At 69.8% G+C, this 14779-nt stretch carries 15 protein-coding genes; 10 read left to right on the forward strand and 5 right to left on the reverse strand.

Features of this window, described 5'->3' with window-relative positions:
• Positions 1-18 precede the first annotated feature (18 nt).
• Together J4E96_RS03405 and J4E96_RS03410 are read right to left on the reverse strand one after the other, a co-directional pair.
• Positions 19-465, reverse strand: coding sequence for a hypothetical protein (locus J4E96_RS03405; protein ID WP_227424391.1), 447 nt, complete (start codon positions 463-465; stop codon positions 19-21).
• 165 nt (positions 466-630) lie between these two features.
• The gene (locus J4E96_RS03410; RefSeq protein WP_227424392.1) at positions 631-1677 is read right to left on the reverse strand and encodes a LacI family DNA-binding transcriptional regulator; all 1047 of its coding nucleotides are present in this window, start codon (positions 1675-1677) and stop codon (positions 631-633) included.
• A 94-nt stretch (positions 1678-1771) separates the two neighbouring features.
• Here J4E96_RS03410 and J4E96_RS03415 point away from each other — a divergent pair, with 94 nt between their 5' ends.
• From J4E96_RS03415 to J4E96_RS03445, 7 genes are all read left to right on the forward strand, one after another.
• Positions 1772-2737 (forward strand): carbohydrate ABC transporter permease, encoded by a 966-nt coding sequence (locus J4E96_RS03415; RefSeq protein WP_227424393.1) that lies wholly within the window; start codon positions 1772-1774, stop codon positions 2735-2737.
• 2 nt (positions 2738-2739) lie between these two features.
• Entirely contained in the window at positions 2740-3672 is a 933-nt protein-coding gene (locus J4E96_RS03420; RefSeq protein ID WP_406620280.1) for a carbohydrate ABC transporter permease, read from the forward strand.
• Between the two features lie 68 nt (positions 3673-3740).
• Complete coding sequence (locus tag J4E96_RS03425) at positions 3741-5087, forward strand: ABC transporter substrate-binding protein (RefSeq protein WP_227424394.1); 1347 nt, start codon at positions 3741-3743, stop codon at positions 5085-5087.
• A 126-nt stretch (positions 5088-5213) separates the two neighbouring features.
• Positions 5214-7253, forward strand: a complete 2040-nt coding sequence (locus J4E96_RS03430) for a beta-galactosidase (RefSeq protein ID WP_227424395.1) — start codon at positions 5214-5216, stop codon at positions 7251-7253.
• Between the two features lie 115 nt (positions 7254-7368).
• The gene (locus J4E96_RS03435; protein ID WP_227424396.1) at positions 7369-7647 is read left to right on the forward strand and encodes a type II toxin-antitoxin system RelE/ParE family toxin; all 279 of its coding nucleotides are present in this window, start codon (positions 7369-7371) and stop codon (positions 7645-7647) included.
• Between the two features lie 22 nt (positions 7648-7669).
• On the forward strand, positions 7670-7951 hold the full coding sequence (locus J4E96_RS03440; RefSeq protein WP_130104330.1) for a HigA family addiction module antitoxin: 282 nt from the start codon (positions 7670-7672) through the stop codon (positions 7949-7951).
• Positions 7952-8232: 281 nt separating this feature from the next.
• Positions 8233-8940, forward strand: a complete 708-nt coding sequence (locus J4E96_RS03445) for a ZIP family metal transporter (RefSeq protein WP_227424397.1) — start codon at positions 8233-8235, stop codon at positions 8938-8940.
• A gap of 23 nt (positions 8941-8963) precedes the next feature.
• Here the strand turns inward: J4E96_RS03445 and J4E96_RS03450 are convergent, their stop codons facing one another.
• Positions 8964-9968, reverse strand: a complete 1005-nt coding sequence (locus J4E96_RS03450) for a LacI family DNA-binding transcriptional regulator (protein ID WP_227424398.1) — start codon at positions 9966-9968, stop codon at positions 8964-8966.
• 175 nt (positions 9969-10143) lie between these two features.
• Here J4E96_RS03450 and iolG point away from each other — a divergent pair, with 175 nt between their 5' ends.
• Positions 10144-11163: an inositol 2-dehydrogenase gene (iolG, locus tag J4E96_RS03455; protein ID WP_227424399.1), complete on the forward strand. Its 1020-nt coding sequence runs from the start codon at positions 10144-10146 to the stop codon at positions 11161-11163.
• A 104-nt stretch (positions 11164-11267) separates the two neighbouring features.
• Complete coding sequence (locus J4E96_RS03460) at positions 11268-12068, forward strand: TIM barrel protein (RefSeq protein ID WP_454824032.1); 801 nt, start codon at positions 11268-11270, stop codon at positions 12066-12068.
• A 168-nt stretch (positions 12069-12236) separates the two neighbouring features.
• On the opposite strand, the gene J4E96_RS03465 is transcribed toward J4E96_RS03460, so the two are convergent.
• A complete protein-coding gene (locus J4E96_RS03465) occupies positions 12237-13352 on the reverse strand; it encodes a transaldolase family protein (protein WP_227424401.1) in 1116 nt (371 codons plus the stop codon).
• A 215-nt stretch (positions 13353-13567) separates the two neighbouring features.
• Here J4E96_RS03465 and J4E96_RS03470 point away from each other — a divergent pair, with 215 nt between their 5' ends.
• On the forward strand, positions 13568-13957 hold the full coding sequence (locus tag J4E96_RS03470) for a tautomerase family protein (protein WP_227424402.1): 390 nt from the start codon (positions 13568-13570) through the stop codon (positions 13955-13957).
• Positions 13958-13994: 37 nt separating this feature from the next.
• Here J4E96_RS03470 and J4E96_RS03475 read toward each other — a convergent pair whose 3' ends face one another.
• The gene (locus J4E96_RS03475; RefSeq protein ID WP_227424403.1) at positions 13995-14744 is read right to left on the reverse strand and encodes a GntR family transcriptional regulator; all 750 of its coding nucleotides are present in this window, start codon (positions 14742-14744) and stop codon (positions 13995-13997) included.
• Positions 14745-14779 lie beyond the last annotated feature (35 nt).

The raw sequence follows: 14779 nt of genomic DNA on the forward strand, positions 1-14779 counted from the left end.
GCTCCGCGCCCGGGGCCGTCACCCCTGATCGCGGCGGTTCAGTTCCCGATTCCACACCTGGTTCTCGGACCCGTAGTCGGCGAAGTGCTGCCCCCGTGCCGGTCCCTGGGGCATCGCCGGCCCGGGCCGGGCGCGCCGGAGGCGGTCGCCCCCGACGCGGCTCACGAATCCCGTCGCCAGCAGGAACAGGGCGATCGGGATGCCGATCGTGGTCAGCACGCCGAGGGTGATCCAGCCGTTCTGGCCCCAGCCGTCGTCGACCGCTCGCCACAACCAGCCGAACCCGCCGAGCCAGCCGGCCGCCGCGATCAGCGCGATGGACAGGAGCGCGCGCCACCAGCGGCCGAACATGGCCCACAGGGCGAGTGCCCAGAGTGCGCCCGACAGTGCCAGGAAGATCAGCCCGCCCGCCAGGAGGATCAGGGCGGTCGCCCACCACGGCAGCGATGACAGGTCGACCGGCATGCTTGAGGGTAGCGGATGTCCGGTTTGTCCCGCAGGTTAGATTGACGCGCGGGCTCACGTTCGGGATGGGGGACGGATCGTCAACAATCGCGTGCAACGACCGAACGGGACGACGGTTCTCGTCGAGCGCGGGCAGCCAGACCCGACCTCGTCGGTGGGTCGAGGCTAAGTCCTCGAGCGCGCCCCGCTAGCGCCCGCCGTGCTCTCCCGCACGATCAACCGCGTGGGCACCAGCTCCCGGCCGGGCTCCGTCGAGTTCTCCCGCATCTGCTTCAGCGCCTTGTCCACGCAGCGCCGACCCACCGCCGCGAAGTCCTGGTGCACCGTGGTCAGCGGCGGGCTGAAGGAGCTGCTGTCGGGGATGTCGTCGAAGCCCACGACGCTCACGTCCTGCGGGACCCGGATGCCCCGCTCGTGGAAGGCCCGGAGCACTCCCAGCGCCATCTGGTCGTTCGACACGAACACCGCCGTGCAGTCCGAGTCCGCAAGAGACAGCCCGGCCTCGTAGCCCGAATCCGCGGACCAGTCCCCCCGGAGCAGCGGCGGCTCGGTGCAGCCATGTGCGGCGAGCGTCGTTCGCCAGGCGGTGATGCGCCGTTCGCTCGCGAACGACTCTTCGGGGCCGGCCATGTGCCACACCGTCTGGTGCCCCAGGCTCAGGAGGTGCTCCACCGCCATCCGGGAGCCGTTGGCCTGATCGGAGTCGATCACGGTGTAGTCGTCACTGGCATCGGAGTCGACCACCACGGCGTGGACGCCTGGCGGCAGGAACATCGTCCCGGCGTCGAGCAGGTGGATCTCCATGATCACGATGACCGCATCCACTGCCAGCTCGTTCAGACGCGAGAAGGCACCCCGCATGCCCGCCTGCGTGGGCGTGGACACGGGGATCAGCGCGACCGCGTAGTCCTCCTCGGCAGCCCGAAGCGCGATGGCTTCGAGCGTGCGCGCGTTCCCGGTGCTGGAGAGACTGAAAAGGATGACGCCGATGGTCCGGAAGCTCCCGCGCTTGAGGGCCCGGGCGGCGCTGTTGGGCCGGTAGCCGAGCTCGTTCATCGCCGCGATGACCTGCTGCCGCGTCGCCTCGGCCACGCCGGGACTGCCGCTGGAGACCCGGGACACGGTCTGCGCCGAGACGCCCGCGAGCCGGGCGACGTCGGGCATCGAGATGCGCCTGCCACCGGCGGGGCTGTGAAGAGGTGTCGCGGACATGGGGCGATCCTACCGAGATGGTTGCGCAACCAACTGCCATGTTTTCGCTGCTATGGTTGCGCAACCATTGGTCCACAGTCACCGAAGGACACCCATGACGACGGCGTCATCACCCCCGGCCACGCTCGGTGTCCAGGCACGGCCAGCGAAGCCAGCGCGGCCAGCGAAGCGAGCAAAGCCAGCGCAGGAGCACGCCCAGCAGCTGTCGTGGTCCGGCTGGCTCTTCATCGGCCCGTTCATGGCGGTCTTCGCTGTCGTCTTCCTGGCGCCGATCGCCTACTCGATCTTCCTCAGCTTCTTCCGCAACCAGCTCGTGGGCGGGAACGCGTTCGTCGGGCTCGCGAACTACTCGCAGGCGCTGCAGGACACTCAGTTCTGGTCGGCCCTGTTCCGCGTGACGCTTTTCCTCGCGGTCCAGGTCCCGGTGATGCTGCTGCTCGCGCTGCTCGTTGCGCTGGCTCTGGATAGCGGCCGGCTGTACGGGACGTCCTTCTTTCGCCTGTCGATCTTCCTGCCGTACGCGGTTCCCGCCGTCGTCGCCAGCCTCATGTGGGGCTTCATGTACGGCACGCGATTCGGTCTGGTGGGCAGCCTCAACCGCGCGCTCGGCACGGACATCCCGAACCCCCTGTCGCCCGAGCTGATCCTCGCCTCCATCGGCAACATCGTCACGTGGGAGTTCATCGGCTACAACATGCTGATCTTCTACGCGGCGCTGCGCGTGATCCCCAAGTCGTTGTACGAGGCGGCGGAGATCGACGGCGCCAGCCAGCTCCGCCTGATCACGGCGATCAAGCTTCCGGCCATTCGCGGGGCCCTCGTGGTGGCCTCGATCTTCTCGGTCATCGGAAGCTTCCAGCTCTTCAACGAGCCCGCGATCCTGCAGAGCCTGGCGCCCAACTCCATCTCCACGTACTTCACCCCGAACCTCTACGCCTACTCGCTGAGCTTCTCCGGCCAGCAGTACAACTACTCCGCCACCGTGGCCATCATCATGGGCGTCATCACCATGGTCATCGCCTACGCCGTGCAGCTGCGCGGCATGCGAAATGGGAGCTGACCATGAGCGCCGTCGTTGATTCCACCCGCGCTGCCGCGCCCCGGACAACGCCCACCTACGTGCGCATGAGAAGCAGCCGACGCCGCGTCGACAAGCCGAAGCGCAGCGTGCCGCTGACCATCGTCACTGGCGTCGTCCTTGTCTACAGCCTCGTTCCGCTCGTGTGGCTGGTCATCAACTCGTCGAAGACCCAGGCCAGTCTCTTCACGTCGTTCGGCCTCTGGTTCAGCGGCGACTTCGCGCTGTTCAGCAACATCGCCGACACGCTCGCGTACGACGACGGAATCTTCGTCCGCTGGTTCCTCAACACCGTCCTGTACGTGGTGCTGGGCGCCGGCGGCGCGACGCTCCTCGCCGTCCTCGGGGGGTATGCCCTCGCGAAGTTCAACTTTCCGGGCAAGCGGGCGCTGTTCGCCGTCGTCATCGGCGCGGTGGCCGTTCCCGGGACGGCCCTGGCGGTGCCCACCTTCCTCATGTTCAGCCAGATGGGCCTGACGAACACCCCGTGGTCGGTGATCATCCCGTCCCTCATCTCGCCCTTCGGGCTCTACCTGATGTGGACGTTCGCCTCCGAGGCGATTCCCAACGAGCTGCTCGAAGCGGCCCGGATCGACGGCGCCGGAGAGTTTCGCGCCTTCTTCCAGATCTGCCTGCCGCTGCTGGGCCCGGGGGTCGTGACGGTGTTGCTGTTCACCATGGTCGCCACGTGGAACAACTACTTCCTGCCGCTGATCATGCTCAAGGACCCGGCCTGGTACCCACTCACGCTCGGCCTCAATGCCTGGAACGCACAGGCGTCGACGGCGGGCGGCGAGGCGATCTTCAACCTCGTGATCACCGGCTCTCTCCTGACGATTCTTCCGCTCATCGCAGCGTTCCTGCTGCTGCAGCGGTACTGGCAGTCCGGGCTCACCGCCGGGGCTGTCAAGGAGTAGTCCCCTCCAAGACCGATCTCTCCCAAGACCAACCCCTCCCGATCAACAATGGCGTGAAAAGGAAACTCATGAAGAGCAACATCTGCACGGCGGTGGCGCGAGGTTCGGTCCTCGCCCTCGCTGCGGCCCTCGCCCTGACCGCCTGCGGTTCCGGCAGCAACGTCGGCGGCGCGGCGGCCGAGGCGGTCAGCGCCGACGACGTCACGGCAGCCCTCGAGGAGGGCGGCGAGCTGACCGTCTGGGCGTGGGAGCCCACCCTCGAGAAGGTCGTCGAGGGCTTCGAAGCCGAGTACCCGAACGTCGACATCGAGCTCGTGAACGCCGGCACGGGTATCGACCACTACGCCGCGCTGCAGAACGCGATCGCGGCCGGTTCGGGCGTCCCCGACGTCGCGCAGGTCGAGTACTACGCGCTTCCTCAGTTCGCCCTCGCCGAGTCCCTCACGGACCTCACCGGCTACGGCGCCGGCGACCTCGAGGAGACCTTCAGCCCCGGCCCGTGGAGCTCGGTCCACTCGGGCGACGGCATCTACGGACTTCCCATGGACTCGGGCCCCATGGCCCTGTACTACAACGCCGAGGTGTTCGAGAAGTACGGCATCGCGGTCCCGACCACCTGGGAGCAGTACGTCGAGGCGGCTCGTGCCCTGCACGCTGCGGACCCCAGCATCTACGTCACCAACGATGCGGGCGACGCCGGCTTCCTCACCGGCCTGCTCTGGCAGGCGGGCGGCCAGCCCTACACGGTCGACGGCGCCAACGTGACGATCGACCTCGCCGACGAGGGCACCACCAAGTTCGCCGACACCTGGCAGCAGCTCCTCGACGACGACCTCCTGGCGCCCATCACCTCCTGGAGCGACGAGTGGTACCAGGGCCTTGGCAACGGCTCCATCGCCACCCTCATCAGCGGGGCCTGGATGCCCGCCAACTTCACCTCCGGCGTCCCCGCCGCCTCCGGCAAGTGGCGCGTCGCGCCGCTGCCGCAGTGGGAAGAGGGCGACACGGCCAGCGCCGAGAACGGGGGCAGCTCGCTCGCAGTCCCGACGGCGAGTGAGAACAGCGCCCTCGCGTACGCCTTCCTCGACTACGCCAACGTGGGCGACGGCGTCCAGACCCGGATCGACGGCGGCGCCTTCCCCGCGACGTCGGCGAACCTGGAGTCCGAGGAGTTCCTGAGCTCGGAGTTCGAGTACTTCGGCGGCCAGAAGGCCAACGAGATCTTCGCCGAGTCTGCGCAGAACGTGCTCGAGGGCTGGTCCTACCTGCCCTTCCAGGTCTACGCCAACAGCATCTTCAACGACACCGCCGGCCAGGCCTACGTCTCGGACACCACGCTGGCTGAGGGGCTGAAGAGCTGGCAGGAGGCCAGCGCGAAGTACGGCACCGAGCAGGGCTTCACCATCACGGAGTAGGACCGCACCACACCGGGCCGGGCGGGAGCTCCGGCACCCGCCCGGCCCGTCTCACACGTCCCAGCTGCACCCGCTGCTCTCGACCAGCGGCGGGGTTGCCGCGCTTTGCCTCGAGGAGCCGTTCCCGTGTCCACACCCACCACCCATCGCTGGCTGCGCTGGCCGTCCGAGCCGAACCGCAAGCGCATGGCCTTCGGTGCCGACTACAACCCGGAGCAGTGGCCCCGCGAGACGTGGGACGAGGACGTGCGGCTCATGCGCGAGGCCGGCGTCACCGTGGTCTCCCTCGCGATCTTCTCCTGGGCGCGCCTGCAGCCCGAGCGCGACTCCTGGAACTTCGACTGGCTCGACGAGGTCATCGACCTGCTGCACGCGAACGGCATCGCCGTCGACCTCGGCACCGCGACGGCCTCCCCGCCGCCGTGGCTCGTGACCGAGCACCCCGAGATCCTCCCGATCACCCACGACGGCAGCACCCTCTGGCCCGGCGGGCGGCAGCACTGGCGCCCCACCAGCCCCGTCTTCCGCGAGCACGCGCTGAGGCTCGTGACCGCGATGGCCGAGCGCTACCGGGACCACCCGGCGATCTGCGCCTGGCACGTCTCCAACGAGCTCGGCTGCCACAACATCTACGACTACTCCGACGACGCCGCCCGCGCCTTCCGCGGCTGGCTCACCGCGCGCTACGGCAGCATCGAGGCGCTCAACGATGCCTGGGGCACGGACTTCTGGTCCCAGCGCTACACCCGGTTCGAGCAGATCCTGCCCCCGCGTCAGGCCGCCGCGAACCCGAACCCCACGCAGCAGCTCGACTTCAAGCGGTTCTCCTCGGACGCCCTCAAGCAGTACCTGCGCGCCGAACGCGACATCCTGCACCGCATCACGCCGGGGGTCCCCGTCACCACCAACTTCATGGTCATGCCCGGGATCACGGCCATGAACTACGCCGACTGGGCCGCCGAGGTGGACTTCGTCGCCAACGATCACTACGTCGTCCCCGGCCCCCAGGCGAGGGACGAGCTGTCCTTCTCGGCGAACCTCACCGGCAACATCGCCGGCGGCAAGCCGTGGTTCCTCATGGAGCACTCCACCAGCGCGGTGAACTGGCAGCCGATCAACACCCCGAAGAAGCCCGGGGCGCTGCGTCGCGACTCCCTCACGCACGTCGCGCACGGCGCGGACGCCGTCTGCTTCTTCCAGTGGCGGCAGTCCAAGGCCGGCGCGGAGAAGTTCCACTCCGCGATGGTTCCCCACGCCGGCGAGGACAGCCCGATCTTCCGCGACGTCGTGAGCCTCGGCAGCGAGCTCGGGGCGCTCTCGAGCGTCGTCGGGGCTCGCCGCCGGAAGGCAGCGGCGGCCATCATCTTCGACTGGGACTCGCTGTGGGCGTCCGAGCAGGACTCCCACCCGACCGAGCGGCTGCGCTACAAGCAGGAGGCCCTCGACTGGTACTCGGCTTTCCTCGCCCTCGGCATCCGCGCCGACGTCGTTCCGTCCGCCGCGGACCTCGATGGCTACAGCCTCGTCGTCGCGCCCATCCTGTACTCGGTCCCCGCGGTTCTGAAGGCGCGCCTCGAGACGTACGTGGGCTCCGGCGGCCACCTCGTGACGGGCTACTTCAGCGGCATCACGGACGAGCACGACCACATCTGGCTCGGGGGCTACCCCGGCGCCCTCGCGGACCTGCTCGGCATCCGCATCGACGAGTTCGGTCCGTTGGCCGACGGCGACGAGGTCGGTCTGGACAACGGCACGACCGCGACGCTCTGGGCGGACCGGGTGCGGCCCGTCGCCGACGGCGTCGAGGTCCTGGCCCGGTACGCGACCGGTGACCAGGCCGGCGATGCCGCGATCACGCGCCGCGCCGTCGGCGCTGGTAGCGCTGCCTATGTGGGTGCGCGGCTCGGTGCGGAGGGCCTCGAGCCGGTGCTCGCGGACCTCGCTGCTCGTGCGGGGGTCGCCAGTGAGCTGCCCGTCGGGCTTCGCGGGGCCGTCGAGCAAGCGATCCGTGCCGACGACGACGGCGACTACGTGTTCCTGATCAACCGTACGGACGCAGCCGTGGACATCAGCGGGGTCGACGGCGAGACGTTGACCGGAGAGGAGACCACGCTGGCTCCCCGCTCCGTCGCCGTGCGCCGGTACGTGCGCACTCCGGGAGCGTGACGGGGCGCAGGCGTGAACTGCGCGATCTGCGGATGGCACAGGTCGTGCTTGTGGCTCGCCAGTGAGAGAGCATTGCCGCGTTGTGTCGTGATGCGATACACGATACAGTCTGGTGATGATCGTCAGTTTCCGGCACAAGGGCCTGGAGCAGCTGTACCGCGATGGGTCCAAGCGGGGCGTCCAGGCCGCTCATGTCCCGAAGTTGGTGCGCATCCTGTCAGCGCTGGACGTGGCCCAGGCGCCCGCGGACCTGGCGATCCCGTCGTTTCGGACGCATCTGCTGAAGGGCGACCTCGCGGGGCACTGGTCGATCTGGGTGAACGGCAACTGGCGAGTGACGTTCAGGTTCACCGAGAACGACGTCGAGCTCGTCGACTATCAGGACTACCACTGAGAAGGAGGAACAGATCGTGGCGATGAAGAACCCGGTGCACCCGGGCGAGATCCTGCGCGAAGACGTACTGGCCGACCTCGGCCTGGGCGTCGGTGAGGCCGCGTCGCGGCTCGGGATCTCGCGGGTAGCGCTGAGCAGGGTCCTGCACGGACACGCACGGATCAGCCCGAACTTGGCGGTGCGGTTGGAGGCGGCCGGTGTAGGTACCGCCCGCGCGTGGTTGGCGATGCAGACGGCCCACGATCTGGCCCTTGAGCGGGCCTCCGGCTCGCCCAAGGTTCGCCCCCTCAGCGACGTCGCCTGACAAACGACGGTCCTGCCGCTGGCCGCTGGCCGCTTTTCCTTCTCCGACGCTTGGCTGTCGCTGATCGCGGCGGCGTCTACGTGGCGCGGTGCACCGGAGCTTCCATGTCGCCGAGCGCGCTGGCGAGTCACGATGTTTGCTCGTCGTGGGGTCTTGCTGGTTTGCGCGCATACCGATCGGCGAGGTAGTCCTCGACCAGGCTTTGCTGCTGCGCCAGCGGGACGAGGCGGGCGGGCACGGCCAGCGCCGGGCACGACGAACCTTAGAGAGAGGCCCCAACGATGTGGGAGGCACTGGCCTGGGGCGCACTCGCGGCCTCCTCGCTCGTCATCGGCGCGCTGCTCGGCGTCGCGCGGCACTGGCGCAAGGCGACGATCGGCGTCGTGCTCGGGTTCGGCGCCGGCGCGCTGATCTCCAGCATCTCGTTCGAGCTGGCCGAGGAGGGTCTCGCCGTCGGCGGCGCCGTGCCTTTGGCGGCAGGCCTCGCCGCCGGGGCGCTGGCCTTCTACTTCGCCGACCGCCTGGTCAGGCGCCTCGGCAGCGGGCTGGGTGGCGGTTCGGCCGGGCTGCCGCTCGCGCTGGGAGCCCTGCTCGACGGCATCCCCGAGCAGGCGGTGCTCGGGCTGGGCCTGGCGCAGGGCAAGGGCGTGAGCGTCGCCTTCCTGGTCGCGATCTTCGTCTCGAACCTGCCCGAGTCGATCGGCTCGGCCACCGACATGAGCGCGGCCGGCGAGCGTCCGCGCCGCATCGTCGGGCTGTGGGTCGTCGTGGCGGTCGCTTGCACCCTGGCCTCGCTCGGCGGCTTTGCGGTCGCGGAGTTCACGGCCGAGCAGTTCGAGGCGGGGGTCGACGGGTTCGCTGCGGGCGCCCTGCTGGTCATGCTGGTCGGGTCGATGATCCCCGAGGCGACCGAGAAGGCGGGCGACAAGGCCGGCCTGGCCGCCGTGCTCGGATTCGCCGTCGCGGCGGGCCTGTCCTCGCTCGCCTGAGGCTCACGCGGTTGCGGCGCCGGTCAGGTTGACGAGATCGGGGCGGTCGACCCGCGCACGATGAGGTTCGGCTCGAGCCGCACGGTGCGCCCCGGTTCGCGGCCACCCATCCGTTCGAGGAGCAGGGCGAAGGCCGTCTCGCCGGTGCGCGCTCGCGGCTGGTCGACACTCGTCAGGTCGAACTGCGGCATCGCGGCCAGTCGCGTGTTGTCGTACCCCACCACCGAGATGTCGCCCGGGATGGCGATGCCGGCCTGGGCGAGCACCCCCATCGCCGCGATCGCGCTGACGTCGTTGTGGGCGAGCAGCGCCGTCGGGCGCCGGGCGAGGTTGAGGACCAGCCGGGCCGCGTCGCCGTCGGCGGCGATGTCGGAGACGACCGACGTTCGTTCACTGAGCCCGGCCGCTGCCATGGCCGCGAGGTATCCCGCGCGCCGGTCCAGCAGGAGCGGCTCCTCGACGCCGGCGGCGACGTCGAGGTAGGCGATGTCTCGATGGCCGAGCGAGAGCAGGTGCTCGGTCGCGCACCGCCCGCCGGCGGCCGCGTCGTTGTGGACGAAGTCGACGGTTGCGGCGGGCACCGGCTGGCCGACCACGACCGTCGGCGCCTGGCGTCCAATCGCCGTGAGCGCCGCGGCATCCTGCAGCGGCGAGACGATGACCAGGCCGTCGACCCGAAGCCGCAGGAACACCTCGACCGCCTGCGCCTCGCGGGCCGCGTCGCGACGGCCGTCGTTCAGGAGGGTCGTGAGCCCCGCCGCCTCGGCCGCGTCCTGGATGTGGGCCGCCACCTCGCTGAAGAACGGGTTGGCGACGTCCTGCAGCACGACGCCGAGGAGCGACGTGCGCCGCCGGGCGAGATTGGCCGCCGGGCCGTTGACGCGATAGCCGATGTCCCGGGACGCCTGCAGGATGAGCGTGCGCGTGGTCTCGGCGACCTCGGGGCGTCCCGACAGCGCCATCGAGACGAGCGCGCGCGACACCCCGGCGCGTGCAGCTACGTCCGCCTGGGTCGGGATTCGCCGCATGGGCAGATCTTAGGGTCGATGCCACGGGAGCTCGGGTCGACCCGGCGACCTGGGCCTATGAGCGAATGTCCGAACATGATTTGACGCGCGTCAAGTTGCTGGGTAGAAAGGGGTCAGGTTCTCCGGCGAACGTCCGGAGCCTCCGCGCGACCTTCAAGGAAGAGGGGCATCGCTCATGCTCAACATCGCCATCATCGGGGCGGGACGGATCGGTGCGGTGCACGCCGCCACCGTCGCGTCGCACCCGCGGGCCCGGCTCGTGCTCGTGGCGGATCCGTTCGGCACCAACGCCGCCGACGTCGCCGCGAAGTTCGGGGCGCGCTCCACGACGGACGTCGCCGACGTCTTCGCGGCGAGCGACGTCGACGCCGTCATCATCGGGTCGCCGACCGCGACCCACGTGGACCACATCATCGCCGCGGTCCGCGCGGGCAAGGCCGTGCTGTGCGAGAAGCCCGTCGACCTCAGTCTCGAGCGGGTCGACGCGTGCCTGGCTGCGATCGCCGGGCACGAGGACTCGGTGATGATCGGCTTCAATCGCCGGTTCGACCCGTCGTTCGCCGAGGTCCACGCGCGCGTCCTGGCCGGGGAGATCGGTGCGCTCGAGCAGCTCACCATCATCAGCCGCGACCCGGCCGCGCCGCCGGCGTCGTACATCGCCGGTTCCGGCGGGATCTTTCGCGACATGACGATCCACGACTTCGACACGGCGCGATACTTCCTCGGCGACATCGTCTCGGTCTCGGCGGTCGGCCAGCACCTCGACGCCGCGATCGAGGCGGCCGGGGACTTCGACGCCGCCGTCGTCACGCTCACCGCCGCGAGCGGCGCGGTCGCGACGATCATCAACTCGCGCCACTGCGCGTCCGGCTACGACCAGCGCCTCGAGGCGTTCGGCCCGCGGGGCGCGCTCGAGGCGATCAACCACCTGGCGACGTCGGTGCGCTACTCCGGAGCGGCGCAGACCTCGGCGGACGGCCCGTACCTGGACTTCTTCCTGCAGCGCTACGCCGACGCGTACCGCCTCGAGCTGAGCGAGTTCATCGACTGCGTGACGGCCGGGGCCGCTCCCTCCCCGTCGATCCTCGACGGGCGCGCGGCCCTGATCCTCGCCGACGCGGCGACGCTCAGCGCGCGCACCGGAGAGACCGTCGCCGTCGCCGCGGCACCCGAGCCCGTCGTCAGCGCTCGCTGAGCCAGTCCCGCACGTTCGAACCGACGCAAGGAGACATTTCCGTGAAGATCGCTGGAGCCCCCATCAGCTGGGGCGTGTGCGAGGTCCCCGGCTGGGGATATCAGATGGACCCGTCGAGGGTGCTCGCCGAGATGAAGGCGGTGGGGCTCGAGGCAACTGAGTTCGGCCCCCAGGGCTGGCTGCCGTCGGCGCCCGTGGCGCGTGCCGAGACGCTGCAGGGCTTCGGGCTCGCCGCCGTCGGCGCGTTCGTCCCGGTGGTGCTGCACGACCCGGATCACGACCCGCTTCCCGCGGTCAGCCTCGAGCTCGACAGCTTCCAGGCTGCGGGCGGGGACGTCCTCGTGCTCGCCGCGAACTCCGGGCTCGCGGGGTACGACGAGCGACCGGTGCTCGACGAGCTCGGGTGGGCGACCATGTTCGCCAACCTGGACCGCCTCGCCGAGCTCGCGGCGTCCCGCGGGATCAAGGCGACCCTGCACCCGCACGTCGGGACGATGGTCGAGAAGCGCGACGAGGTGCTCCGCGTGCTGGCCGGCTCCCAGATCCCGCTGTGCCTGGACACCGGCCACCTGCTGATCGGCGGGACCGATCCGGTCGAGCTCGTGGCGGCGTACGCCGGTCGGATCAACCACGTTCACGCCAAGGACGTGCGGGTCGACCTCGCCAAGCGGGTGCAGGCGGGCGAGCTCACCTACACCGAGGCCGTCCGGGAGGGCATCTACGTGCCGCTCGGCGAGGGAGACGTCAACTTCGGGGCCATCGTCGCGGCGCTCGATGCCGTGGGCTTCGACGGCTGGTACGTCCTCGAGCAGGACACGATCCTTGCCGCCGAGCCGACGGACGAGGGTCCGGTCAAGGACGTCCGCTCGTCGATTCGCTACCTGCGCGGCCTGGCCACGGCCTAGCAGCCGCCACCCGCACCCGCACCGGCGCAGGGCGGGGACGTCACGACGACGTCCCCGCCCTGCGCTTTCCCTTTTCCGCACGTGCGGGGACATGACGACGACGTCCCCACCCTGCGTCTTGGCGCTGGGTGGGGACGTCGCGGCCTGAGCAGCGGCGCGCCGTCGGGCTCAGGTGAGCGGCGCCGGCACGATGATGTCGCGCACGAGCGAGTCGAGGTCGGCGTCGGCGGCGAGGAACTGCCGCAGCGTGGTGCTGCACGACCCGTAGTGCTCGAACTCGTCGGTCGTCATCCCGTCGACCTCGTAGGCGCGGACGAAGTCGGGGATCTGCTCGAGGGCCGCGAGGATCCGCGGGTCGACGGGCGTGTCGATCCGTGCAACCGGGTCGATCCCGCTCGCGTTGAACCGCTGCTGCCAGGCGAACGGGGGAGAGACCACGAGGTCGCCCCCGATGAGCTCGCTCCACTGCATGTGGTTGCGGAACGCTGCCGACAGGATGCGGCTGCGGAACCCGCGCTCGGTGAACACCTGGTAGCCGCGCTTGAGGGCGGCGACGCCGGCCCACTCGAGGTAGCCGGGGTCGATGGTGAGCTTGTCGCGAGCGACGACCTTTTTCAACCAGTCGTCCAGGCGCCCGCCCATGATCGTGACGACCGGGCCCATGGTCGAGACGTCGAGTCCCTCCGCCTCGCGGCGCACGAGGGCGCGCTCGATCGCTTCGCCGACGGCGACCGCCTGCGGAACGGTGAACGAGACGGTCGCGTTGATGCTGACGCCGCGGTAGGTGGCCTCCTCCATCGCCGCGATCCCGACCTTCGTGGCCGGGATCTTCACGATGATGTTCTTGGCGAGCGCGTGGAACTCGAGCGCCTGGTCGACCAGGGCGGCCTTGTCGCGGTGCAGCCGCGGGTCCGTCTGGACCGAGACCCGCCCGTTGCGTCCCTGGTACGTCTCGAACACGTCCTCGAGCATCGCGGCGGCCTCGACCGTCATGTCCTTGACCGCCTGCCAGCCGATCTCGGCCTCGCCCGCCGTCGGCAGCCGCTCGGCGATCTCCCGGATGCGTGGCACCCAGATCGCTGGGTTCTTCTTGATGGTGCTGTAGGCGATCACGGGGTTGCACGTCGCCCCCACGCAGCCCCAGCGCATCGCCTGGGCGAGCTCGATCGGGTCGGCGGAGTCGTTCCACAGCACGGTCGGGGTGTGCTGCGTCATCTCGAGGAGCGGCGAGTCGATGAGCTCGCTGGTGGGGCTCGGCTGGGTGTGGGTCTGGGTCTGGGGCACGCGATCTCCCGGGTGGATCGGCAGTCCCGGATCGTGACGCTCCTCGGTGAGCGAGCGGGGCCGATGTCCCCAGTCAATCCGAGCTGGCTTCTGCTGTCAACCGTATGTTCGGACAATCATACAAATGGTAGCGTCGAGCGCGGTGGATCATTCGTTCCATCGCGCGGGGTGTCCACAGGGGCGCCCGGCGAGCCGCTCGGCCAGGAAGTGTCGGCATGCCTCTCGTCCGTATCGATCTGAACCAGGGGCGGACCGCTGCCCAGCTCCGTGAGATCGCCGACGCGGTCCAGGAGGTCATGCTCGACGTCTTCGCCGCGCCGCCTGGCGACCGCTACCAGATCGTCACCGAGCACCCGGCCGGACAGGTGATCGCCGAGGGCTCCGGGCTCGGGATCGAGCGCAGCGACGCGCTCGTGATGATCCAGGTCTTCCACCAGGGGCGCAGCGTCGAGCAGAAGACTCGGGCCTACGCCGGGCTCTCTCGGATCCTCGCCGAGCGAGCCGGGCTCGCTCCGGGCGACCTCATCGTCTCGATGGTCGAGAACACCAAGGAGGACTGGAGCTTCGCCGGCGGGCGCGCGCAGTTCCTCACCGGGGAGCTGTAGCTCGCGCGCCGGTGAGTGGCTCGGCTGCTGCGCGAACCTACTGCGCGAACAGGGTGGTCGAGAAGCTGTACCGCGACGCGCGGTAGACGTGGAAGCCGTGCTCGATCGGCCGGCCGGCGGAGTCGTAGGCGGTGCGCTCCATGGTGAGCAGGGCCGCCTTCGGCTTCTCCTCGAGGATGCGGGCCTCGGCGGCCGTCGCCGTGCGGGCCCCGATCTGCTGCTGCGCCATGTGGACCTCGATCCCGCGCGTGCGCAGGGCCGCGTACAGCCCCAGCTCGGCGAGCTCCTCATACGACGGCGCGATCTCGAGCGACAGCTGGTTCACCATCACCGACAGCGGCTCGCCGTCGGCGTACCGCAGCCGCTGCACCGTGACCACCTCGGCCTCGAGCGGGATCTCGAGCGCGTTCGTGACCTCGGCGGCGCCCGGCCCGACCGAGTACTCCAGCACCTTCGTCGTCGGGGTGCGGCCGCTGTCGGCCAGGTCGTCGAACAGGCTCGTAAGCCCGACCTTGCGGCGCACGCGCACCGGGGCGACCTGGGTCCCGACGCCGCGCTTGCGCACGAGCATCCCGAGCTCGACGAGCTCATGCAACGCGCGTCGAGCGGTCGGGCGGGAGACCCGCAGGCGCCCGGCGAGGGCGATCTCGTTCTCGAGGCGGGCCCCCGGGGCGAGCTCACCGGTCTCGATGCTCTTCTCGATCGCCTTGGCCATCTGGTGGTAGAGCGGGATGGGGCTCGAGCGATCGAGATCGATGCGCAGCGGGGTGATTGAGTCGCTCGACATGGACCTCAGATCTTTCTCGGTTGACCGGACATAGG

This window comes from Pengzhenrongella sicca (assembly GCF_017569225.1).
GTDB classification, from domain to species: domain Bacteria; phylum Actinomycetota; class Actinomycetes; order Actinomycetales; family Cellulomonadaceae; genus Pengzhenrongella; species Pengzhenrongella sicca.